This window comes from Bacillus sp. 007/AIA-02/001 (assembly GCF_004634455.1).
Lineage (GTDB): Bacteria > Bacillota > Bacilli > Bacillales > Bacillaceae_G > Bacillus_A > Bacillus_A cereus.
Window position 1 is genome coordinate 89,999 of record NZ_SEIY01000003.1, and the last position, 22,482, is coordinate 112,480.

Here is a 22,482-nt window from a genome sequence, read left to right on the forward strand (position 1 = left end):
TCTCTCTCCCACTCACTTACTTTTTCGGTTCTGCTTTTTGGCCAAACTCTTTTTCCCATTTTTCTAAAATTTTGTCACGATTTTCTGCTGCCCACTTAAAGTCATTCTTTTTGTATAACTTTTCTGTTACATCTTTAGGGAATCCATCTGGAAGTTTATAATCATTTTTAATTGTCGCAAATCCATTTTTCTCGAAGTATAACTTCATTACATCATCAGTAATCGCCCAATCTAAAAATGCTTGCGCTAATTTTTCATTTTTTGCATTATCTTTTTTAATAAGTGCGTTCGCTTCTACTTCCCAACCTAATCCTTCTTTCGGCAATACAACTTCAACTGGTGCACCTTTTTGTTTCTCTTTCAAAGCACTATAAACCATTGATACGCCAACTGGATATTCACCCGCTCCTGCTAATTTCGCTGGTTTTGATCCTGAATGCGTATAACTTGCCATATTATCATGAAGTTTCTTCATGTAATCCCAGCCTTTATCTTCACCCATGATTTGTAGCCATGCAGAAACTGTTAAAAATCCTGTTCCAGATGATGCTGGATGTGGCATAACAAGTGTTCCTTTATACTCTGGTTTCGTTAAATCTTCATATGATTCTGGCATCGGTAAATTTTTCTTCTTTAACTCTTCTTTATTTACAGCAATCCCCGTCATAAATGCAGTATTTCCTACCCATTTTTCAGGTTGCTTATCATCTTTAAATTGTGGAAGAACACGATCTGCTCCTTTTGGAGAGTATCCTTTTAACATATCTTTTTTATCTAAAGCTAATAGACTTGATGCCGCAGTTCCCCATACAACATCTGCTTGTGTATTTTTCCCTTCAGCTAGCAATTTCGCAGTAATAACTCCTGTTGAATCACGTACAATGTTCAATTTCACATCAGGATATTTCTTTTTAAAGGAATCAAGATAAATTGGTACAAGCTCTTCTTCAATTGCTGTGTAAACAGTTAATGATCCAGATAATTTGTCATCTTTCACTTTCGCTCCAGCACTTTCTTCCTTCTTTGCACCACACCCCATTAATAACGAAAATACCATTCCAGTCGCTACAGCTTTAAAGATTGTTTTTTTCACTGTTTCTCTCTCCTTTTACAAATCTTATGTACAACTCAAATATAAACAACTAGTGTAAAAGCAGTATTAAACCAACATTAATCTTTTGTTTGTTGTTTGTTTTTGTGTAATACGTTGCTACTTCTATGTTTTTTCGCATTTTTCTGCTCATAGAAAACACTAAATTTACAAATAATTAAAAAAACCTTTATAATCCCACAAAAAAATGAGGCGTTTGTAAAAAACGCCTCATTTTTGTTTCCCTTTTTTTGAATTACGATTCGCATACTTTGCGCTATTTTCTCCTTCATACTCTAATGCAAATTCTGCATCTGGTAAGCTTTCTTTCGGAGTTTTATTATTATTGATTGCCGCATTTTGTTTCACTTTTCTTTTTACCAATACATTCACCTGCTCTCAAGAAATCACTTTCTACTCTAGTTTGAAACAACTTAAAATAATTATTACTGGCAAGTGTTAACAAGTACATAAGAGGCGTTAGATGGAAATACTACATATGAAGAAATCATTATAAAAAGGAGCGATAATTTTGAAGAAAAAAGAAAAGATTCAATCACCCATTTTAGACGAAACGCTCCCGCATCAAATGAATTTTCCATCTTTTAAAGGAACAGGAAAAACGATGCAACAACCTTTTGTGAATCAATATAATGTTGTAATTGGAGACAGTAAATATAATTCCGAGAACAGTCCGCTTAACAATTGGAGTGATGAAGTAGATCCTGCCATTATGGCTGGCGATGAGTGGATCCATCCGACAAATGATATTGGGTGGATTCCAGAAGAAAATCAAGAGTTACTAAAAAACGAAGTGGATAATAAAAATGAAGCTTTTATGCATCCACAATTTGGCATTAACGACTAAAAAACCATTCTACCTAACGTAGGTAGAATGGTTTCATACTATCCAATAATAATCCGCTCTTTCGGGTATTTATAGCGAGGTGGTTGTTCCCTTCCACCACTAGCTAAAATAAATGTTAAAATACCAACGCGTCCGATAAACATAAGCACAATAAGTACAAGTTTCCCAACAGTTGTTAAATCAGGCGTAACACCTGTTGATAGTCCCGTCGTTCCGAAAGCAGAACAAACTTCAACAATTAAGCTCATAAGCGGTACATTTTCCGTAATAGATAAAATGAATAGCGCAGTAGCACATAACAAAATCCCCATCGTCATAACGACAGATGCTTTCAGTACATCCTCTTCATGTAGCTGACGTTTGAAGACTCTAACTGTTCTACCGCCCCTTGCAAAGGTGTATAGTGACAATATACTAACAGCAAATGTAGTTGTACGTATTCCGCCCCCAACCGAACTTGGAGATGCCCCTATAAACATTAATATACTCATAAATAAAAGCGTCGGTTGTGATAATTCACGTATATCCATTGTTGCAAGTCCACCACTTCGCGTCGTCACAGATTGGAATAATGTATAAAATACAGTTTCATGCCATGACTTTCCTACTAAAAAATGATTTCTCTCCAGTAAAAAAATCATAATTGTACCAACAACAACGAGTGCAAAAAATGTTGTTGTCGTCAATTTTGTAAATAATGAAAAACGGAATAATTGTTGTCTCCTTTTACTAAGGAATTGTTTCACTTCCATTAGCACAGGGAAACCAATCGCTCCTAAAATAATTAGTAACATATGAATCATTTGAACAATATAATCTTTTTTATACGGAATTAATGATTGTCCTGTTAAATCAAATCCGCCGTTCGTAGTCGCACTAACAGCTGCAAAGAAACCGTGAAAATAAGCTTCTTGCCAAGTCGGAAAGTAAAGTAAAAATCTTGTCCCCAATAAGATTGCTCCAATAAGTTCTATTGAAATAATTACAATTAAAATAGAACGCATCAATTCTACGAGACCCGATAAATTTCCTTGATTATGGTCTGCCATAATTAATCTTCTTCTTTGCAAACCAATCTTTTTCCCCGTAATGATCCAAACAAATGTCCCAAGCGCCATAATTCCTAAGCCGCCTAATTGTAAAATAAGAGCTAAAACAATAATTCCTGCTGTAGTAAACGTATCTGAAATCGTAATAACAGACAGTCCCGTAACACTTACCGCACTAACCGATGTAAAAAGCGCATCTATAAATGTCCATTTCACACCAGGCTTCGTAACAAACGGTAAACTAAGCAATATCACCGATACAACTACCGCTAATAAATAAAACAAAACGATGAGTTGTACAGGACGTAATTTTTGTAAAAACTTTTTTATATCTCTCATTCCATCACTTCGCTACCTTTTTTCTATCGATTAAATAAAGAAAAATCTTTACTTTCTTTATTTGTAAATAACTGCTCAAATAATTTGGCAAAGACCATTCCATATACAGTTCCATTACCTCCATACGGCAATGCATAAAACAAATTATGTATCTTTTCGTCTTCTTTTAAAATGGGGAGACCATCATGAGTACCACCAAATGCGGCTGCCCAATAGTAGTCTGCCTGTATATTTTTATACTGCGGGAACATCTCTTTTACAATATTAATAAGGATATCACGCTTATGCAATAATTTCGTATCACCAATTGTTTGAATTTGTAGCGCTTCATCTAATCCGCCTACAATAATGCGGTTTCGATACGTTCGAAAATATAAGTAGGGCCGTGCCGTTTCCCAAATTAACGATCGCTCATGCCAGCCTTCAAATTGATCTATTTCATTTGTTACAATTGCATAAGAGGTGTCTACTGTTGTATTTTTTTCTTTCTTTCCAAAAAGCGCCTCATAACCTGTCGCCATAATAATATTCTTTGCTACAATTTGATTTCCTGTTTTCGTGTAACAAATTAAATCATTTTTGCGTTTTTTTATATGTATTGCCTCTGTATGTTCATATATATTAGCTCCCATTTGGTTTGCTTTATGCAAAAAACTATACGCTAGTAAATACGGATTCACCTCAGCATCACCTTGCGTATATAACGCTGCTTGTTTTGCAAAAGAATAACGTTTCTTAATATCAGCTTCTGTAAAATATTCAACTGGAAATCCATAATTCTGTAACGTATTATATTCCTCTTGTAAAAATGAGACATCCTCACTTTTACTTGCATAATATAAACTATTTCGCGGAATAAAATGGGGATTAATATCAAGAGTCGGTATAACCTCTTCCATTGTTCTTAGCGCTTCATAACAAAGCTTATATGCTCGTACCCCTTTTTCTTTACCAAATGTATGGATAAGAGAGGTTAACGATTTATCATGAAGAAATTGTAGTAAACCTGTATTAGCAGCTGTGCTACCACACGCAATTGCTCTTTTTTCAATAAGTGTAACACTCATGCCAATTTTCGCTAACGAATGCGCTATATGAGCACCGGCTTCGCCGCTTCCAACTACGAGCACATCACATATCATATCATTTTCTAACAGTGGATAACAAGGTACAGAAACTCCTGTATTCCAAAACAACTTACCCATCATAAGTTTCATAATTATACTCCTAAAATATAAATTTCTCCTTTCTATGTTTTGTTATTTTTCATAAAAAAATCCAACTAACATAAGCTAGTTGGATTTTTTTATTTTTAATTAGAACGCTCTTCAAGCCAATTTCCAATCGTCGGATATGTTTGTTTTACAGCTGTTCCACCGTAAACGATAGACATATGCCCTGTTGGTAAACATACATATTGTTTATCTGTGCTAGAAATATGGTCTAGTAATGCTTCTACTTGACATGGCAAAGCGATATGATCACGTTTCCCGGAAATATTTAAGACATTCGCCTTAATATTTGCAAGGTCTACCTTTTGTCCGCGAATAACGAGTTCACCCTTAACCAACTTATTATTTTGATAAAAATCACGAATCCACTGTCTGTATGATTCACCTGGGAACGGAATACCATCACCAACCCACTTTTGAACCAATCTCCAGCTTTCGACGAAGCGCTCATTCTCTGAACGATCTACTAAAGCAACATATGGACCAACAAAGTTCGTAATTGGCTTTAACATTTTGTTTCCGAAATCAATCATTTCTGGCGGAATATTTCCAAATGTATCAACCGCTTTATCTAAATTGAAGTATTTCTCATCTAATAAAGGGCCATACAATCCTGTTTCAGAGAAATCAAAAGGACTTGTCATGAAAATTAAATTACGAATTGGCATGTGCGGATGAAGTGCTGCATAAATAGAAGTTAGCGTTCCACCCATGCAATAACCAAGTAAAGAAATCTCGTCCGATTTTGCAGTTCGCATTACTTTTTTTACTGCTTTTGCAATATAATCAAACACAAAATCATCAAATTTCAAATGACTATCTTCTAAACCAAATGTGCCCCAATCAAGCATATACACATCAAAACCACGATCCACTAGATATTCCACTAAACTATTTCCAGGAGTTAAATCCATAATATATGGTTTATTAATAAGAGCATATATTAACAGAATTGGAACTCTTTGTGTTTTTTCTTGTTTTGGAATGTAGCGATAAAGCTTCGTCTTATTCTTCGTCCAAATAACCTCTTTCGGCGTTAACCCTACTTGCGGCTCTGGTTCACGTAATAAAATTTCACTCGCCCTTTTCACTCGGCGGTATGCTTTTCGGTACTCTTCTGGGTATAGCTCTAATTGCTTTTCCCATTCTGTTGCGAATGTAGTCATTTTTTTATCTCCTTTTTGGTCGATTTCCTTCTTAAAAAAAGAAGTGCATTCCTGCTATGGATATGCACTTTTTTCTTACTTCATTACATATATAATCCGCCGTTAATGTTTAATTGTTGACCTGTGATATACGCACCGTCACGGCATAGGTATACTACACCTTTTGCAATTTCATCGGCTTGACCAAAACGTTTTTTCGGGATTTTTGCAACGATTTTTTGACGTACTTCTTCTGGTACTTCTGCTACCATTTCAGTATCAATAAATCCTGGGCAAATAGCGTTTACAGTGACATTTGTTTTTGCAAGTTCTAACGCTAATGATTTTGTAAATCCTAACATACCTGCTTTTGCTGCTGAGTAGTTTGTTTGGCCAAATCCACCTGCTTGACCAATAATAGAAGAAATGCTAATAATTCTTCCTTCTTCCGCTTCTGTTATGTATGGAAGAACAGCGCTTGTCGTATTAAATACGCTACTTAAATTCACGTCAATTACGCGCTCCCAATCTTCACGATTTAACTTTTTGAATGTACGATCTCTTGTAATACCAGCATTATTAACAAGAATATCAACTTTACCAAAATGATTCACAGCTTCTTCTACAAGTCGGTTTGCATCTTCTACCTTAGAAACATCCGCTTGCACTGCATAAACATCATGTCCGTCTTTTCCTAATTCATTCACTAAATTTTCAGCTGCTTCTTTACTGCTATTATAGTTAATAACTACTTTTGCTCCCTCTTGTGCTAATGCTACTGTAATTGCTTTTCCAATTCCTTTTGCTCCACCTGTTACGATTGCTACTTTTCCATTTAATTGAACCATTTCTTTTCCCCCTTAAATGAATTTGTGAACGATTGTTATGAATCATTTTGGTACTCATACTATAGAGTCCATATATAATTATGTTTCGCTGTTTATACGTGAAAAGAGATTCTCCCTCTCTCTTTTATCTGTTATAAACAAGCGCTTTTATCATTTTTTATTTTCTGGCTTATTCGCAGGCTTTACCTCTTCTTTTACAGGTACTTGTAGTTTAGCTAGTACTGCATTTTGCTTTTCTAGCAATTCTAAAATTTGATCTACTTTTGTTTCAAGCGTACGAATATCTTGTTTCACTTTCGTCACATCACGCTTTAATGTAGGAGCTTGTCCTAAAGAATCGACTTTCTCCTCTAGAAACTCCTCAATGTTATCTACTTTATTTTCTAAGTTAATAACTAGCGTAGCTACTCTTGCGATATCCTCTTTCGTCGGCACATTTACTTGTTCTAAATAGTTTTTTGTCGTATCATTTAATGCTTTTTGATAAAACAAATTCAAATCTAGAACGCTGCCCATCCAAGCAGAATATTCTTCTGTTTTAATTGTTTCATTGAGCGCTTTTCCCCAAAATGTTTCGGTTTGTTCATAAGCATTTTTCCATGCTTGTAGTGGATCGAATTTTTGATCAATCACTTTACCTACACTCCCTTTTTTGTTTTTGAAACAATTCAACCTATTCACTATTTTCTAATATTCTGAATAAAACTTCAAGTCTATATTTTATTTTTTTCTATTTTCTAACAAATGTGTTGACTTTAAAAACAGATAGGTGTAAATTGCACTTATAAGCAAAAAATTCCATCTAACTGATTCATGAGGTGATGCACAATCATGCTACAAAATGAACCAGAACAACGCGAAAGTTTGGAGAGCAACCAAGCGAAGCAACCAAACTCCATGCCAAAAAACTTCTTAGTTCCCTTCTTACTTCTCTGTCTAAAAGACTGGAGTCTTCATGGTTACAAACTTATTCAAATGCTAATGGATATCGGCTTTTCTTCTGTTGACCAAGGTAATGTTTATAGAACACTACGCAAATTAGAAAAAGAAAACCTTATTTCTTCTACTTGGGATACAAGCGATGGAGGGCCGGCAAAAAGAATTTATTCTTTAACTGAATATGGAGAGCAATATTTAACAACATGTGCGACTTCTTTTGAACATTATCAAAATATGTTGCGAACGTTTTTCACGTTATACACCAATGCATTCTTTCCATTTTCTACTTCTCCAGAAAAGGATGAAAAGGATTCTTCATCTTCACCTGGTGGTACAGCAGAGTAATCTGCGTTCACAATATGCAAAAAAACATTTGGGGGTCAAACAATGGAAACTAAACCATACGAATTAGTCGATGCATTTTGGAAAAACTGGTCTCAATCACTTTCCCTTTTCTCTTCAGCTGGGAAACAATTAGAGCAGCTTACTTTAGAAACATTAAAACAACAACAAGACGCTTTGCATAAATTAACATCAGGAGTAGATGAACTAGAAAAAGAACTACAACAACTCACTGCTCAGTTCAACAACCAATATACAGATTACGTGAAACAATTAACTGGAAACTCCTTAAATGATCAAATTAACGAGTGGCAGGACAAATGGAAGGAACTTTCTGCTCATATGCATCAACTTACTGTTTCTCCTACAAAAACATCTTTGTCAATTCTTACACAAACAAGCGGTCAATTTGAAGAAACAACAAAACAATTTATTGAGCAACAACAATTACAACGTGAAGAGGCTCAAAAACAGTTAGAGGGTTTTTTGGAAGAGTTCAAGTCAAAACAGTTGGAACTCGCAAAAAAGTTCGAGGAAAACTCAAAAAATCTATTTACTTCCATCAAGTAAGAAAAATGTGGGAGCTAACCGCAGCACAAACAAAACTCTTTCTTCCTCCTACTACATCAAGATGGCTAACATTTTTCGATATGGAAAAGAAGGAGGACAAAATGAATCCATTTCAAGAAGCACAAACTGTTCCGGAGCTTCGCTATGATGAGATTCAAGTCGGTGATCAAGCATCCCTTACAAAAACAATTACAGATGAAGATGTTATCAATTTTGCAAAATTGACTGGAGATGTGAATCCTATTCACATTTTAGATTCTTTTGCGAAAACGACAATGTTTAAAGAACGTATTGCCCATGGTATGCTCGTTTCGAGTTTTATTTCTACCATCCTTGGAACGAAACTCCCAGGCAAAAATACGATTTATTTATCCCAAAATGTTTCATTCCGTGCCCCTGTCAAAATCGGTGATACACTTCGCGTTGTGGCAGAGGTTATTAAGAAGCGTGACGATAAAAAAATCATTACGTTGCAAACAAATATATATAATCAATCGGATGATATTGTCGTGGAAGGTACAGCGACAATACTAAAAAAAGAGTAGCAAATTTGCTACTCTTTTTTCTATCCAATAACTTCTAATCACACCGATTACTTCCGCGTATGAGCACGCCGGTTCCACATAAAATAACAGTACCAATTCAGATAAGTACTTATCTGGACTGGATTACTCATAAGGATGTGTATCATCATGGCAAAAACAAACAAATTACTAGTTCCAGGTGCTGAACAAGCACTTGATCAATTTAAATATGAAATTGCACAAGAATTCGGCGTAAGCTTAGGGTCTAATACAGCATCTCGTTCTAACGGATCAGTTGGCGGTGAAGTAACAAAACGTCTTGTTTCTTTAGCTCAACAACAATTACGTGGATAATAATATAACATATGGCTTAGAGGCAGATATTCTCTGCCTCTTTCTATTTTTCACATACATAATCGGACTTTTTCACATACTAGTAAGAGCAAACAGAAAGGAACGATATATAACATGAAACGGATTAACATTCGTATGAGTCCTCCCCGCGTTCTTACTTTGTCTTTTATCATGTTATCAATTATAGGTACATGCTTATTAAAGCTTCCAATTGCTACAACAACGTCTATTTCATGGCTCGATGCTTTATTTACAACAGTTTCTGCTTGTACGGTTACAGGGCTTGGTGTTGTGGACACTGGAAAAGTATTTACTTTGTTTGGACAATGTATCATTTTAACGCTTATACAAGTTGGCGGGCTTGGTATTATGAGCTTTGCTGTCTTAATTGCGATTATGCTCGGAAGAAAAATCGGTCTTCAAAATCGGATTTTACTGCAACAAGCATTAAATCAAACGAATATAGGCGGCGTCATCCGTCTTGCCAAAGCATTATTTTTATTCTCTTTTACAGTCGAATGTATCGCTACTTTAATTCTTTCTTTTGAGTGGGTACCAAAATACGGGGTTACCAAAGGGATCTATTATAGTTTTTTCCATTCAATCTCAGCCTTTAACAATGCTGGTTTTTCTGTGTGGAGCGATAATTTAATGTCCCATTCTCATAGCATTATTGTCAATTTCGTCATTTCCTCTCTCATCATTTTAGGTGGAATTGGTTTTACAGTGATCGTAGACATAAAAAGAAAGAAAAACTTTAAAAACCTTACACTGCATTCAAAACTTATGCTCTCTTCTACTCTAATCATCAACATTATTGCTACCCTTTTTATTTTTATATTCGAGTTCCATAACTCCCTTTCTATGAGAGGGTTTACCCCATTTGAAGAAGGAATGGCCTCTTATTTCCAAGCAATTTCAACGCGAACTGCCGGTTTTAATACAGTTGATATTTCTACATTGTCAAAACCTTCCCTACTATTAATGATGCTACTTATGTTTATTGGTGCTGGTAGTGCTTCAACGGGTGGGGGGATTAAGTTAACAACATTTTTAATCATATTTTTTGGCGTATTTAAATTTTTACAACAACAAGAAGATATTGTCGTATTTAAAAAATCCATTAAAGATACTCTCATTGTCAAATCATTAACCATTACTATTATTTCTATTTCATTTATCTTTTTTGCTATTTTAATTTTGAGTATTACTGAACGAGTTCCTCTATTGATGAGTGCTTTCGAAGTATTTTCAGCATTTGGGACTGTTGGCCTCAGTATGAACTTAACACCCCACTTAACTATAATTGGAAAAGCGATTATTATTTTTATGATGTTTTTTGGGAAAATGGGTCCTTTAACATTGGCATTTTCATTTGCTCGTAAAAAGAACCGAAAAATAAAATATCCGAATGAAGATATTTTAACAGGTTGACAACCGTATAAATTATCCATATAATGAGAATACAATAACATATCTCCAAAGGGGAGTAGCGTCCAAGAATATATCTTGGAAACAAAGTCGTCATTACGTAGAACTTAGTTCTTCCGGCTTTGTTGGCATTTTTATTACATATGTCTAGCAAGACCTTTGCCTATTAACGGCAGAGGTCTTTTTTGCATTCATTTCCAGATTCTCCCAAAGTTAATAGGCAGGAGTATGGGGAAACTAAATAGTGGGGAAATTCTTCACTTATTTAGAAGTTATAGAGATGAGAGGAGAATGTACATGGATGTATCATTATTATTGGAGTATGGTTGGGTATTACTCATCCTAATTGCACTTGAAGGGATTTTAGCGGCTGATAACGCTCTTGTTCTTGCAATTATGGTAAAACATTTACCAGAAGAAAAACGAAAGAAAGCACTATTTTACGGATTAGCGGGGGCATTCGTTTTCCGATTTGGATCGTTATTTATGATTTCATTCTTAGTCGATGTATGGCAAGTGCAAGCAATCGGTGCCATCTACCTTATGTTTATCGCTGGTAATCACTTATTTAAAACATATGTTAAAAAGAATACAGATGAAGAAACAGAAGAAAAAGAAGCAAAGAAAAAACAAGAGAACTTTTGGTGGACTGTATTTAAAGTTGAGGTTGCTGATATCGCCTTCGCAGTTGATTCAATTTTAGCTGCTGTTGCACTAGCAATGACTTTACCAAAAACAGGACTAGGTACAATTGGTAGTCTTGATACTGGGCAATTCGTTGTTATCTTTGTAGGTGGACTTATCGGATTAATCATTATGCGATTTGCAGCAACTGCTTTCGTACAAATCTTAAAACGTAAACCAGGGCTTGAAACTGCAGCATTCTTAATTGTAGGTTGGGTTGGTGTGAAGCTAGCAGTTTATACATTAGCACATCCTGCATTAAATGTAATTCCACATTCATTCCCAGAATCCACTCCGTGGAAGCTTACATTCTGGATTGTATTAGTCGGAATCGCAGTTGGTGGTTGGTTCTTCTCAAAAGAAGTAGAAGTAAAAGTGGAAAAGAATTTAGACGAAAAAGCGCTGTAATTACAGCGCTTTTTCTTTTTCCTTTCTTCCTCGCAATGTCCAGAAAAAATTCCATTATACTACCTTTTGTAAACGTTTTCTTAATGTATGTATGTCCTTTTTGTGAAACATTGCACAAACTTATTGAAAGTAAGAACAATTCCATGTACTTTATTCATATAAGGAGTATTTATAGAAGATTTACTAAAGGAGCGTATTACTCATGCTAGAACAAGGACTAGATTATGTTGTCAAACTGGCTAAAAGCAAAAAGAAAATACTAGATACAAACCCAATGCAATATTTCATTCGTGCTGCACTTGCTGGTATTTATATCGGTTTTATTATTGTACTATGTTTTAAATTAGGTAACTTTTTTCACATTGCAGATTCACCAGCAACTTATTTAGCCGCTTCTATGTTTTTCGGGATTGCTCTCGTACTTATTATATATGGCGGTGCTGAATTGTTTACTGGGAACACAATGTACTTTACTGTCGCAACTTTAAGAAAAGAAACAACGATTTCTGATACACTTCGTAACTGGGTTGCTTGTTATGCAGGTAACTTAGCCGGCGCATTATTCTTTGCCTTACTATTTTACGCAACTGGAATTTTTGAAGCAATTGATCACGGTCACTTAATGAGTAAAGTCGTTGAAGGAAAGATGAATACACCTACGATGCAGTTATTCTTTAAAGCCATTTTATGTAACTGGCTCGTATGTCTTGCTTGCTTCTTACCTTCTCAGGTTAAAGGTGACACAGCAAAAATAATGGTCATGATGCTACTTGTTTTCACATTCTTCTTATCTGGTTACGAACATAGTATTGCAAACTTATCACTCTTTGCTTTATCTTTAGTTTCACCGCATCCTGAGACAATTTCTTTTTCAGGTGCTATTCATAACTTAATTCCTGTTACAATTGGTAACATTATTGGCGGATCAGTATTTGTCGGTATGGTATACCACTACTTAACAAAGAAAACGCCTGAAGTTCAACAGGAAGAAACTGAAATCGCAACAGCTCAACAAGAAGAGATTATTCCTTTACAAGCCCATATGAAACATTAAAAACTCCAAAGTTTTACTTTGGAGTTTTTAGCTTCCCACGTATTTAATAACAAGGTGAGGAGTAATTTCTCCTTCTTCCTTTCCCTTATCCATTCTCTGTTTCATCTTGTGCATACCGATGACATCATTCGTATGAAAGTGAATTTCATTTACATATAACCCCTCTGTACAAAAAGCTTCTACAAAATCTAGTCCATTTTTCGCTCCCCATCCCATATTAAAATCAAGAGAAAGAATATTCACATCATAATCCCGAACCATTTGCAAAGCACATTCTACTGTAGTTGCGGGCACATACCCGAACGGGCAACTTCTTTGATCATCCATATATACGTTCATTTTCGATTCCCTCTCTAATTTGAATATGCGGCCAATACATAACATATTGCCCCGAGACTAATAAAAGGACCAAATGGAATTGGCTTTCGTACTTCTATACGTTTTAATCCGATACCAATCCCGAAAAAACAAAGACTAAAACAAGATGCTAAAAATAAAACGATAAAAACTCCTTTCACTCCTACTATAAATCCAAGTAACGAAAGTAGTTTTATATCTCCTCCGCCAAGCCCTTCTGGATATATCTTTTGCATGCAATATAACAAAATAAATATAACACCACTACCAGCTATACTATCTGTCCAAGTAACTAATTGTACAAAAACACTTTCGAGAATGAGTAAAAAGGCAAACGAAATTAAAATACAATCAGGAATTAACATATATAAGTAATCTGTAACTGAAATAATAAGAAGTAGCGAAAAAAGGGATAAAATAATAATAAGCTCTCGTTCTATTCCAATCATATACACTGTAAGAAGAAATATACCTCCTGTTATACATTCAAATGCTACATACATAATTGGAATTTTCCTCTTACAATTCGTACAACAGCCTCTTTGTATATAAAATGAAATGATGGGGATTAGTTCTTTTGTCCTTAGCACATATTTGCAATAATCACAATGTGAACGCGGGGTAATAATAGAAGCACCTAATGGAACCCTCATCGCAACTAGCATAAAAAAAGAACCAAACACCATCCCTGCTAACAGTGCATATAAATAAGTGAACATCCCTTCCTCTCCTTTCCCAAAAAACATAGCAAAAAAAGGAGAGAACTTCTACTTCATATTATCCTTTATTCTACTAAAAAGCAGGCCATTTCCAGGCCTGCTTTCCCCTCTTTTATACGATGAAATAAACTGCTTTTAATGGTCCATGTACTCCGACAACAAGATTCATCTCGATGTCAGCCGAGTTACTTGGCCCTGTAATAAAGTTAATACAAGATGCCGCTGTCTCCCCATTTTCTACGCGTGAGTTCATATCCTGAACTGCTTGTGTAATACGAGGCACAAGTGTTTCACGTGGAATAATAGCAAAATATACAGTCGGTAAAAAGTGTAAAGAACGCCCTTGACCTTTATGACTTTGTACAACAATTGTACCAGATTCAGCTAATGTATAATCACTAAATGCAATACCAATATTCGCTTTTTCAGCTAAACGCATATTTTCGTCTTTTCTCTCTGGATCCCATACATTTACTTCAACATCTCGTTTTGGAAGTTCTTCTTTAAATAAAGATGTTAAACCATATGCATCAAAACGCGCATCTGCTGATAATAAAATAGGTCCCCCGCCGTTTTCCATGATTACTTTTTGAAGGTCTTCACCTAAACGGTCGTTTGTCGTTTCTACTACAGTTGTATGAATGTTTGTACATTGCTCTTTAAACACTTCTAGTAATTCTTCTTGTGAATAATCTTTTAACGTTTCTATATTCACATTACTTTTCCATACTGGACGCTCTACACCTTCTGTTTTACGCGCGCGCCCAAGTTCTTTTGCAATGTTATCTAGAAAGGCATCACGGTTTTGAATTAATCCTGTCATTATTTATCCCCGCCTTTCTTATGATCTTTATACCAATCACGGAATCGTTCTTTACTTGGAGCTGGAAATTCACGAATATCCGTCCAGTTTTTAAGTGGTCCAACACCTTTTGATACACGATTACCAGATGTAAATGGACTCATTGCCGCTGGTGCCATTTTTGAACCCATTTTATATAAAGCAGCTGAAGAAGCACCCATACTAAACATTTTCATAGCCAGTTTTTCTGCAAGTGGTGCACGACCTTCTTGCTCAACGATGACTTGACGATGTTTTAATAATAAATCATGCAATGGAATTTTTACTGGACAAGCTTCTGTACATGCTCCGCATAAACTAGATGCATAAGGAAGCTCTTTGTAATCATCATATCCACCTAGAAGCGGTGTTAATACCGCACCGATTGGTCCTGAGTAAATCGATCCATATGAATGTCCACCAACGTGACGATATACAGGACATACATTAACACAAGCAGCGCAACGAATACATTGTAATACTGAACGGAATTCAGATCCAAGAATTTGAGAGCGACCATTATCAACAACAACTAAATGAAATTCTTCAGGTCCATCAACTTCCTCTTCTTGAATTGGCCCCGCTACTGTTACATAACTTGTTAATTTTTGACCTACTGCACTACGACATAGTAAACCAACTAAAACATCTAATTCTTCCATTGTCGGAACCATACGTTCCATACCCATTACCGCTATTTGTGTTTTAGGAATTGACATAACAAGATCTGCATTACCTTCATTCGTTACTAAACAAAGAGAGCCAGTATTTGCAACAGCAAAGTTACAACCAGTTACACCAATTTCTGCATCCATAAATTTCTCACGAAGTTGTTTACGAACAAACTTTGTCATTTCATACGGGTCATCAGAATTTTCATAGCCTAGCTTTTCTTTAAATACGTCGCGAATTTGCGTTCTATTTTTATGAAGTGCAGGTGCAATAATATGTGAAGGTGGATCGTTATCTACTTGCAAGATATACTCTCCTAAGTCACTCTCTAACACTTCACAGCCAATCTCTTCAAGCGCATGGTTCATACTAATTTCTTCTGTTACCATCGACTTTGATTTTACTACCTTTTTTGCCTGCTTCTTTTTTGCAACGTCTTGAATATACTTTGCTGCTTCCTCTTTCGTTTTCGCAAAGTACACGTGTCCGCCTCTTTTTGATACATTTTCACTTAACTGCATTAAGTAATAATCAAGATTTTCTAACGTATGTTGACGAATTTGTTCACCTAGTTCACGCCACTCTTCCCAGTTTCCTAGTTCATCTGCGGCTTTTAAGCGATTCGTATATAAACGCGTTTGTGCAGAAGATACTGCTCCGCGCATAAACGAATCTTGAATTCCATCACCAACGCGATCATTAAATTTTTTCTGACTGATTTTCATAGACATAGCTTATGTTCCCCCTTCATGAGCGACTATTCAGTACCTCAGCAATATGCATTACTTTTACTTCTTTTCCTAAACGCTCAATACGTCCGCCAATGTTTAACAAACACCCACAATCTGCACCAATTAAATAATCTGCACCTGTTTCCATTACACTATCTACTTTTTCGTCTACCATTTGCTCAGAAATTGGAGTCATCTTAACTGAAAACGTTCCCCCAAACCCGCAACAATTTTGCACGTTTGGCAAATCTCTCACAGTTAATCCTTTTACATTTGATAATAAAATTCCTGGTGCTTCTTTTATTCCAAGCATACGTGTCATATGACATGATTTATGAATAGTAGCGACCCCTGGTAAACTTGCACCAACATCAGTAACCTTTAAAACATCCACAATAAACTGTGTAAATTCATAAGTTTTATCAGCAACTTTTTGTGCACGTTTAGCCCACTTTGGATCATCTTTGAAAACATGTGGATACTCATGAAACATTGTCGCACAAGAACCAGATGGCGTAACAATATATTCTGCATCTTCGAAAGTTTCAATCATATGTTTCATTGCTTCTTTTGCTGCTTCTACATGGCCGCTATTATAAGCAGGCTGACCACAACAAACTTGCGCTTCTGGAAATTCAATTTCACAACCTAAACGCTCCAACACTTCAACCGTTGCTTTGCCGACATTTGTTTCAAACATATCGACTAAACAAGTAACAAATAAAGTAACTTTCATAACTATTACTCCCCCTTTTTACAACTTCACCAACAAACATATGGTCATCAGATGACTTAGCAGAGAAGAAATAGGCTCAACCATGGCCTATCCTCTCCCTCTTCTAAAGAAAACGCTTACTTAATCTTTCTCTATTTTGTCAGAAAATTAAATTTTTAAAAGATTAAATTACGAATTTATATCGTTTTTACCTGTGACAATATTTTCTACATTTGTTAAGTGATCTAGCATTGCTTGCTGCGCTAATTCTACATCTTGTTTTAACACCGCATCATATATAACTTGATGCTCTTCTATAAGTCGTTCTGATGTCGTTTGTTCACCATATAAAATAATGCGTCTTGATTCACCAATCGTTTCAGCAATCATCTCTGAAACATGATTCATGAGTTCAAGCAAAATGCTATTATGCGAAGACTCTGCAATTCCCATATGAAATTGAAAATCGGCTTTTTCGCCAGCCTTTTCATCTCCAATGCTCTTTGCCATTTCATCTAACCAATGTTTCATATTTTGTAAATTATCTTCCGTACGTTTTGCCGCCGCTACTCGAACTGCCCCCACTTCAAGCACCTTTCGTACTTCTAATAAATTCAAAATATCTTCTTTCTTCATTAATAATCTATTGTTTAATGATTTCGTTAATGAAGAAGAATCGAAGTTCTTCACATATGTACCTTCTCCTTGTTTCATCTCAATTAAGCCCATCGCTCTTAGCGCACTTAGCGCTTCACGAACAGCAGATCTGCCAACTTGAAACTGCTCAGCTAATTGATGCACAGGAAGTAGTTTGTCACCAGGTTTTAACGTACCATTTTTAATCATTGTTAAAATAGCTTCAGATACTTCTTCGTAAATTTTTTTCGGTTTAATAGATTTGTACTCCAGTTAAATCACCTCAGTATCTTCCAAACAACAATTGAAACGATTTATAAGAACTTTGCATCATAACTATTTTAGACCGAATTGATAAGAAGTACAAATGTTTTGTTCATAAAATAGTCAAATTTTCGATATTTATTACATATTAATTTATATTTTTACGTATAAAGTGAAACTTTAATCAGTGAGGGTTTTGTTCATCCCCCACTGATTATTAGCCCTCACCAATCGGGCTTTTACGGGCAGCAGTGCCTCCACCTAACTTCTTTGCTTCTGCTGAATTTTGAGGTGAGGGTCTTACTGACCGGCGAATAGCGGGATAAATATTTTCTTCAATATAAAGAACATGCCCTAAAAATTAGAACATGCCCCCCTCATCCTGTACATTCAGTTTAATAATAACCGTTGTTCCCTTATCTTTTTCACTTTCAATTTTCCACTGTCCACCATGTATATGAACAATTTGTTTCACAATAGCAAGGCCTAAACCTGTTCCACCATGTTGACGACTTCTCGCTTTATCAACTCTGTAAAAGCGTTCCCCAAGATTCTCCAAATGCTCTATATCAATGCCAATTCCTGTATCTTTTATTTTTAATTCACAGTAATCATCGATTTGCTCTAAAGTTATAACGATATTTCCTTTTTGATTTGTATATCGTATCGCATTATCTAACACATTATGAAGCACTTGTTGCATACGATCCTCATCAATCATGACAATGACCTCTGGATTTAAATTGGTTGAAATATGAATTTCCTTTTCTATAAACTTAATCTCATACGTATCTAATACGTCTTCAATCAGCTGTGAAAAAACGATAGGTTGCTTCTTTAACGGAAAGTGCTCACCTTCTAATTGTGCTAAGTCTAACAAGTCATGAACGAGACGCTGCATACGACCTGCTTCTTTATGAATTAGCTGAGTTACTTTTTCCTGCTGAGCTCCCTTTGCAACACCATCTAAAATAGCCTCGCTATACCCTTTTATATAACTAAGTGGTGTTCTAAGTTCATGCGAAACATTTGCTAAAAATTCCTTACGCTTTACATCTTCTGTTTCTAATGAATTTGCCATTTTATTAAATGCTTTTCCTAATCGTCCAATTTCATCCTCTGAAGAAACTGTAATCCGCTCCGAAAAATCTCCCGTAGCCAAATGATTTGCAACCCGCTCCATTTGCGAAAGTGGCTTCGTAATTGCAATTATAATTTTTCTTCCAACCCATATCGTAATTAAAATCATAGCAATTGCTAACGGTGCTAAAATAAGACCCATATCATAGATTAAATCTTTTATACTTTTTAAAGGAATATACGAATAGACAATTCCGACTAATTTTTTATTTTCCAATACAGGAATGACAACCCCCATAATATTACGGTCAAAATGTTCTTCATATCCTATTTTTGTCACAGTTTTCCCATCTAATAGCGTTTGCCTATCTCCTTCACTTATAAGAGAATGATGATGCACATCAAAAGGCAAACATGCGCTTAAATCACGCGGATTAGATACGAAAATAACATCTGAACTAGATATTTGATCAAACGATCTTACTTTCTCTTCAAAAGTTGATATTCCTTCACGCTTATCATATTGAGCAGCAAGACTTTTCCCTTCCATTACTAACGAAGTTTTTAAATTATCAACGTATAACTTTTCATACGAGTATAAAGATACGAAATAAAGAAAGGACACTGTTACACATACTGCACATACTACTGTAAGCCAAAGTTTTTGTACCATCGTAAACATATGTTACACCTCAAATTTATAGCCTACACCCCAAACAGTTTGAATGTAGTTTCCACTTTCTCCAAGCTTCAAGCGCATCGTTTTCACGTGCGTATCTACTGTTCTTGTACTTCCGGCATAATCATATCCCCATACCTTTTCAAGTAATTGCTCCCGGCTAAATACTTGTCCTGTATGCTGACAAAGAAAATATAGTAAATCAAACTCTTTTACAGTAAGAGAAATCGACTCACCATTCGCCTCAATTCGTCTGCTTTTTTCATTGATAAGAATTGGTCCAAATTGAATCTCTTCTTGCTGTTCTTGCTTTGTATATCTTCTTAGTACAGCTTCCATACGGGCAACCAATTCACCAGGACTAAACGGTTTTACAATATAATCATCTGCTCCCATACGTAAGCCATTCACCCTATTCCACTCTTCACCTTTTGCGGTTAAAAATATAATCGGCACATCTGACGTTTTTCTAATTTCTTTACAAACTGAAAGTCCATCCATTTCTGGCATCATTATATCTAATACAACGAAATCATAATGATTCGTTTCTAGTTTTTTAAGAGCCTCTTTTCCGTTTTCAGCTTCTCCCCACTCATATCCAAAGTTATCCAAATACATTCCAACAAGCTGCCTCATATCACTTTCATCATCTACAACTAGCACTCTATATTTATTCATTGTCCTTCCCTTCCCTCTCTATGAGTTGAAACGGTCCTTTTCCGACTTTAATTGTTTGTTTTATTTTCATACTCTTCATACCCATAACACACACTTCATCACTATCATAACTTGCTACATATCCTTCTGCTCCGCTTTTCAAAAATGCAAATGGATTTGAGCCTATTTCAACGGAAGCTACCTCTTTATACGTACTAGTATCAAATTTTCTAAGCATATTCGAACCGTGGCTTAATGCATATACGTACTTATTATCTTTCGTTATGTTCACAGGCATAAATGGAGCGTGTAAAGAACGTACCATTTCACCGCTCTGTAAAGAATACACTAATACTTTCTCATTCACTTGATTTCCATCACCATGCCCGCCAATCCATATTTCTTTCCCATCAGGACTAATCGTCGCTCCTGTTGATGCTGGCGGAATCATAAAGGATTGAACAACTTCTTTTTTCTTCGTATCAATTGTCGTTAGTTTCGTATCATAAAAGTTTAGTACAGATAACCGATTCTGATACTCTACCATCGTTATAGGCCCTTTTCCTGTTGAAACATTTCCTGTCTCTTTCCCATTTATCGTAAAGAACCTTACCTTTTGAACATTTTGATCAGCAGCAAATAATTGTTTTTTATCTGCTGATACGACCACATTTACAATGCCCTTTCCAGTTTTATATTTTTCCACTTGCCTTCCTTCCGCTAGTGAATATACATACATATATTCTAATTGCTTACCGTATACAAGTATTTCATCGCCATTTGGAAGCAGTGTGATTCCGGCCATTGGCTCATTTAGTTCCCATGTCGTAATTAACTTTTTATCTTTTTTATCAATAAAACTAATACTGCCTTCTTTTATATTCGTAGTTATAATAACATTTTTATCTTTAGCAATTGGTGTATATGAACTTCCTTGACACCCTACTAATAGAAATAAAAAACAGAGAAGAAAAACATACTTTCTCAAAAGATTCCCTCCATCTTCAGATGATTTCGTTATAATTGTAAAATAACAAATAAATGTGTGGAAAGTGTGAAATTCCCCTTTCTTACTCAATTTACATATATAATGTACAACAAATAGAATTTGAGGTGTGTCAATTATGCTATTTCCTGATTTAGCGAATAAAATTGTACGAGAAGTACGCAGACTAATTACAGAAAATATAATTATCATTAATATAGAAGGCGTTATTATCGCAAGTACAGATACAGAAAGAATTGGCCAATTTCATGAAGGTGCACTCCGCTGCGCTAAACAAAAGAAAACCGTCATCATTACAAAAGAAGATGAAAGGCGATTGCAAGGTGTAAAGGCTGGGATGAATCTTCCTTTATTATTTCATGATGAAGTAATTGGTGTCATTGGGATTACCGGAGAACCTGAAAATATTTCACGCTACGGAGAAATATTGCGTAAGATGACCGAATTATTAATTCATGAAAACTACTTTTTAGAGCAATTAGAACTTGAGCACCGTTCTTATGAAGCTTTTGTCTTTGATTGGCTTCAAAATACAGAGTGGTCCCCGAGTTTTCTTGATCGTGCCAAAACACTTGGCATTGATTTATATAAGAAAAAACAACTTGTTTTGTTTTCTATTGGCAAAAATGACACAATGCTCCAGCGTAAAATATGGCAACATGTACGAAATATTTTAACAAAAGAGCATCTATTTGTTCGCTGGGGAAATGATCGTTTTATTTTATTTACAGCGATGAGCTCCAAAGAACAAACTTATCAGTTTTTAAAACGGTTAAAACAAGACTGCGAAGCTTTATTTTCTATTCCTTTATATATCGGGATTGGGCAAACAGTTACCCCAAACAATATGAACATATGTTACGAACAAGCATTACGTGCTCTTTCTGTATCATTGGAAACGAAAAAAATTGTATTTAATGAAGATTTACGTTTAGAAATGTGTTTACAAGATATTTCTGCCGAAACGCGTGAACAATTTCTAGAGCGTACCATCGAAAGCTTACTATCATCTCCTGAGCTTATGCACACTTTACGCTTATTTATCGATTATAACCAATCTTATAAACAGACAGCTAAACAATTACATATACACATTAACACCTTACATTATAGGCTAAAAAAGATTGAAGAACATACAGGACTTGATCCAAAACAATTCAAAGACTTAAACGTTTTATACTTCGCACTCCTCCTATTAGATAATCATACAAAAAAGAACGATAAAACAGATTAATCTTTAGATGATTA

General features: G+C 35.4%; 25 protein-coding genes and 1 riboswitch. Of the genes, 9 read left to right on the top strand and 16 right to left on the bottom strand.

Going from position 1 to position 22,482, the window contains the following annotated elements; all coding sequences use genetic code 11:
• Nucleotides 1–16: 16 nt before the first annotated feature.
• Both ES895_RS09725 and ES895_RS29210 read right to left on the bottom strand, forming a co-directional pair.
• Nucleotides 17–1,093 (bottom strand): putative 2-aminoethylphosphonate ABC transporter substrate-binding protein, encoded by a 1,077-nt coding sequence (locus ES895_RS09725; protein WP_000750895.1) that lies wholly within the window; start codon nt 1,091–1,093, stop codon nt 17–19.
• 228 nt (nt 1,094–1,321) lie between these two features.
• Nucleotides 1,322–1,474, bottom strand: a complete 153-nt coding sequence (locus tag ES895_RS29210; protein ID WP_000240799.1) for a hypothetical protein — start codon at nt 1,472–1,474, stop codon at nt 1,322–1,324.
• Nucleotides 1,475–1,622: 148 nt separating this feature from the next.
• On the opposite strand from ES895_RS29210, the gene ES895_RS09735 reads away from it, so the two are divergent.
• The gene (locus ES895_RS09735) at nt 1,623–1,958 is read left to right on the top strand and encodes a DUF3905 domain-containing protein (RefSeq protein ID WP_135238312.1); all 336 of its coding nucleotides are present in this window, start codon (nt 1,623–1,625) and stop codon (nt 1,956–1,958) included.
• Nucleotides 1,959–1,996: 38 nt separating this feature from the next.
• Here ES895_RS09735 and ES895_RS09740 read toward each other — a convergent pair whose 3' ends face one another.
• From ES895_RS09740 to phaR, 5 genes are all read right to left on the bottom strand, one after another.
• Nucleotides 1,997–3,346, bottom strand: a complete 1,350-nt coding sequence (locus ES895_RS09740; protein ID WP_001204707.1) for a TrkH family potassium uptake protein — start codon at nt 3,344–3,346, stop codon at nt 1,997–1,999.
• 23 nt (nt 3,347–3,369) lie between these two features.
• Nucleotides 3,370–4,563, bottom strand: a complete 1,194-nt coding sequence (locus ES895_RS09745) for an NAD(P)/FAD-dependent oxidoreductase (RefSeq protein ID WP_000772518.1) — start codon at nt 4,561–4,563, stop codon at nt 3,370–3,372.
• A 95-nt stretch (nt 4,564–4,658) separates the two neighbouring features.
• Nucleotides 4,659–5,744, bottom strand: coding sequence for a class III poly(R)-hydroxyalkanoic acid synthase subunit PhaC (phaC, locus tag ES895_RS09750; protein ID WP_000206336.1), 1,086 nt, complete (start codon nt 5,742–5,744; stop codon nt 4,659–4,661).
• Between the two features lie 83 nt (nt 5,745–5,827).
• Nucleotides 5,828–6,571: an acetoacetyl-CoA reductase gene (locus tag ES895_RS09755; protein WP_000250407.1), complete on the bottom strand. Its 744-nt coding sequence runs from the start codon at nt 6,569–6,571 to the stop codon at nt 5,828–5,830.
• Between the two features lie 150 nt (nt 6,572–6,721).
• On the bottom strand, nt 6,722–7,204 hold the full coding sequence (gene phaR / locus ES895_RS09760; protein ID WP_000566942.1) for a polyhydroxyalkanoic acid synthase subunit PhaR: 483 nt from the start codon (nt 7,202–7,204) through the stop codon (nt 6,722–6,724).
• A 198-nt stretch (nt 7,205–7,402) separates the two neighbouring features.
• Here phaR and phaQ point away from each other — a divergent pair, with 198 nt between their 5' ends.
• The 7 genes from phaQ (at nt 7,403) to ES895_RS09795 (ending at nt 12,877) form a co-directional block, all read left to right on the top strand.
• Nucleotides 7,403–7,855 carry a poly-beta-hydroxybutyrate-responsive repressor gene (gene phaQ / locus ES895_RS09765; RefSeq protein ID WP_000939955.1) on the top strand — a complete coding sequence of 151 codons (453 nt, stop codon included), beginning with the start codon at nt 7,403–7,405 and terminating at the stop codon, nt 7,853–7,855.
• A gap of 42 nt (nt 7,856–7,897) precedes the next feature.
• Nucleotides 7,898–8,422, top strand: a complete 525-nt coding sequence (phaP, locus tag ES895_RS09770; protein WP_000448594.1) for a polyhydroxyalkanoic acid inclusion protein PhaP — start codon at nt 7,898–7,900, stop codon at nt 8,420–8,422.
• A gap of 101 nt (nt 8,423–8,523) precedes the next feature.
• Nucleotides 8,524–8,967 carry a MaoC family dehydratase gene (locus tag ES895_RS09775; protein WP_001067916.1) on the top strand — a complete coding sequence of 148 codons (444 nt, stop codon included), beginning with the start codon at nt 8,524–8,526 and terminating at the stop codon, nt 8,965–8,967.
• A 147-nt stretch (nt 8,968–9,114) separates the two neighbouring features.
• Complete coding sequence (locus ES895_RS09780; RefSeq protein WP_001140707.1) at nt 9,115–9,300, top strand: alpha/beta-type small acid-soluble spore protein; 186 nt, start codon at nt 9,115–9,117, stop codon at nt 9,298–9,300.
• 114 nt (nt 9,301–9,414) lie between these two features.
• Nucleotides 9,415–10,734: a TrkH family potassium uptake protein gene (locus ES895_RS09785; protein WP_000822330.1), complete on the top strand. Its 1,320-nt coding sequence runs from the start codon at nt 9,415–9,417 to the stop codon at nt 10,732–10,734.
• A gap of 38 nt (nt 10,735–10,772) precedes the next feature.
• Nucleotides 10,773–10,946, top strand: a riboswitch (yybP-ykoY riboswitch).
• 82 nt (nt 10,947–11,028) lie between these two features.
• On the top strand, nt 11,029–11,823 hold the full coding sequence (locus tag ES895_RS09790; RefSeq protein WP_000383326.1) for a TerC family protein: 795 nt from the start codon (nt 11,029–11,031) through the stop codon (nt 11,821–11,823).
• 202 nt (nt 11,824–12,025) lie between these two features.
• Entirely contained in the window at nt 12,026–12,877 is an 852-nt protein-coding gene (locus ES895_RS09795) for a formate/nitrite transporter family protein (protein WP_000893027.1), read from the top strand.
• A 27-nt stretch (nt 12,878–12,904) separates the two neighbouring features.
• Here the strand turns inward: ES895_RS09795 and ES895_RS09800 are convergent, their stop codons facing one another.
• The 9 genes from ES895_RS09800 to ES895_RS09840 form a co-directional block, all read right to left on the bottom strand.
• Nucleotides 12,905–13,216 carry a cyclic-phosphate processing receiver domain-containing protein gene (locus tag ES895_RS09800; RefSeq protein ID WP_001103760.1) on the bottom strand — a complete coding sequence of 104 codons (312 nt, stop codon included), beginning with the start codon at nt 13,214–13,216 and terminating at the stop codon, nt 12,905–12,907.
• A 14-nt stretch (nt 13,217–13,230) separates the two neighbouring features.
• Nucleotides 13,231–13,953: a prepilin peptidase gene (locus tag ES895_RS09805; RefSeq protein WP_000495716.1), complete on the bottom strand. Its 723-nt coding sequence runs from the start codon at nt 13,951–13,953 to the stop codon at nt 13,231–13,233.
• A gap of 112 nt (nt 13,954–14,065) precedes the next feature.
• Nucleotides 14,066–14,776 carry a LutC/YkgG family protein gene (locus tag ES895_RS09810; RefSeq protein ID WP_000147183.1) on the bottom strand — a complete coding sequence of 237 codons (711 nt, stop codon included), beginning with the start codon at nt 14,774–14,776 and terminating at the stop codon, nt 14,066–14,068.
• Nucleotides 14,776–16,197: a LutB/LldF family L-lactate oxidation iron-sulfur protein gene (locus ES895_RS09815; protein WP_135238313.1), complete on the bottom strand. Its 1,422-nt coding sequence runs from the start codon at nt 16,195–16,197 to the stop codon at nt 14,776–14,778. Before ES895_RS09815 ends, ES895_RS09810 begins: the two co-directional genes overlap by 1 nt.
• Nucleotides 16,198–16,213: 16 nt before the next feature.
• On the bottom strand, nt 16,214–16,933 hold the full coding sequence (locus ES895_RS09820) for a (Fe-S)-binding protein (RefSeq protein WP_000869150.1): 720 nt from the start codon (nt 16,931–16,933) through the stop codon (nt 16,214–16,216).
• 168 nt (nt 16,934–17,101) lie between these two features.
• Nucleotides 17,102–17,791: a FadR/GntR family transcriptional regulator gene (locus ES895_RS09825; protein ID WP_254905699.1), complete on the bottom strand. Its 690-nt coding sequence runs from the start codon at nt 17,789–17,791 to the stop codon at nt 17,102–17,104.
• Between the two features lie 382 nt (nt 17,792–18,173).
• Nucleotides 18,174–19,574 carry a sensor histidine kinase gene (locus ES895_RS09830; protein ID WP_000494818.1) on the bottom strand — a complete coding sequence of 467 codons (1,401 nt, stop codon included), beginning with the start codon at nt 19,572–19,574 and terminating at the stop codon, nt 18,174–18,176.
• Between the two features lie 3 nt (nt 19,575–19,577).
• Complete coding sequence (locus ES895_RS09835; protein ID WP_001046405.1) at nt 19,578–20,249, bottom strand: response regulator transcription factor; 672 nt, start codon at nt 20,247–20,249, stop codon at nt 19,578–19,580.
• A complete protein-coding gene (locus ES895_RS09840; protein ID WP_097997936.1) occupies nt 20,242–21,216 on the bottom strand; it encodes a YncE family protein in 975 nt (324 codons plus the stop codon). The genes ES895_RS09835 and ES895_RS09840 overlap by 8 nt, the downstream gene beginning before the upstream one ends.
• 127 nt (nt 21,217–21,343) lie before the next feature.
• Between ES895_RS09840 and ES895_RS09845 the strand changes: the two genes are divergently transcribed.
• Nucleotides 21,344–22,468, top strand: a complete 1,125-nt coding sequence (locus ES895_RS09845) for a CdaR family transcriptional regulator (RefSeq protein WP_001999325.1) — start codon at nt 21,344–21,346, stop codon at nt 22,466–22,468.
• Nucleotides 22,469–22,482: the final 14 nt, after the last annotated feature.

Coding starts and splice junctions, on each gene's coding strand:
- ES895_RS09820 (WP_000869150.1), bottom strand. CDS start 16,933: ATGAAAGTTACTTTATTTGTTACTTGTTTAGTCGATATGTTTGAAACA.
- phaP (WP_000448594.1), top strand. CDS start 7,898: ATGGAAACTAAACCATACGAATTAGTCGATGCATTTTGGAAAAACTGG.
- phaC (WP_000206336.1), bottom strand. CDS start 5,744: ATGACTACATTCGCAACAGAATGGGAAAAGCAATTAGAGCTATACCCA.
- ES895_RS09815 (WP_135238313.1), bottom strand. CDS start 16,197: ATGTCTATGAAAATCAGTCAGAAAAAATTTAATGATCGCGTTGGTGAT.
- ES895_RS09785 (WP_000822330.1), top strand. CDS start 9,415: ATGAAACGGATTAACATTCGTATGAGTCCTCCCCGCGTTCTTACTTTG.
- ES895_RS09780 (WP_001140707.1), top strand. CDS start 9,115: ATGGCAAAAACAAACAAATTACTAGTTCCAGGTGCTGAACAAGCACTT.
- ES895_RS09795 (WP_000893027.1), top strand. CDS start 12,026: ATGCTAGAACAAGGACTAGATTATGTTGTCAAACTGGCTAAAAGCAAA.
- ES895_RS09835 (WP_001046405.1), bottom strand. CDS start 20,249: ATGAATAAATATAGAGTGCTAGTTGTAGATGATGAAAGTGATATGAGG.
- ES895_RS09800 (WP_001103760.1), bottom strand. CDS start 13,216: ATGAACGTATATATGGATGATCAAAGAAGTTGCCCGTTCGGGTATGTG.
- ES895_RS09745 (WP_000772518.1), bottom strand. CDS start 4,563: ATGAAACTTATGATGGGTAAGTTGTTTTGGAATACAGGAGTTTCTGTA.
- phaQ (WP_000939955.1), top strand. CDS start 7,403: ATGCTACAAAATGAACCAGAACAACGCGAAAGTTTGGAGAGCAACCAA.
- ES895_RS09790 (WP_000383326.1), top strand. CDS start 11,029: ATGGATGTATCATTATTATTGGAGTATGGTTGGGTATTACTCATCCTA.
- ES895_RS09775 (WP_001067916.1), top strand. CDS start 8,524: ATGAATCCATTTCAAGAAGCACAAACTGTTCCGGAGCTTCGCTATGAT.
- ES895_RS09805 (WP_000495716.1), bottom strand. CDS start 13,953: ATGTTCACTTATTTATATGCACTGTTAGCAGGGATGGTGTTTGGTTCT.
- ES895_RS09755 (WP_000250407.1), bottom strand. CDS start 6,571: ATGGTTCAATTAAATGGAAAAGTAGCAATCGTAACAGGTGGAGCAAAA.
- ES895_RS09740 (WP_001204707.1), bottom strand. CDS start 3,346: ATGAGAGATATAAAAAAGTTTTTACAAAAATTACGTCCTGTACAACTC.
- ES895_RS09830 (WP_000494818.1), bottom strand. CDS start 19,574: ATGTTTACGATGGTACAAAAACTTTGGCTTACAGTAGTATGTGCAGTA.
- ES895_RS09810 (WP_000147183.1), bottom strand. CDS start 14,776: ATGACAGGATTAATTCAAAACCGTGATGCCTTTCTAGATAACATTGCA.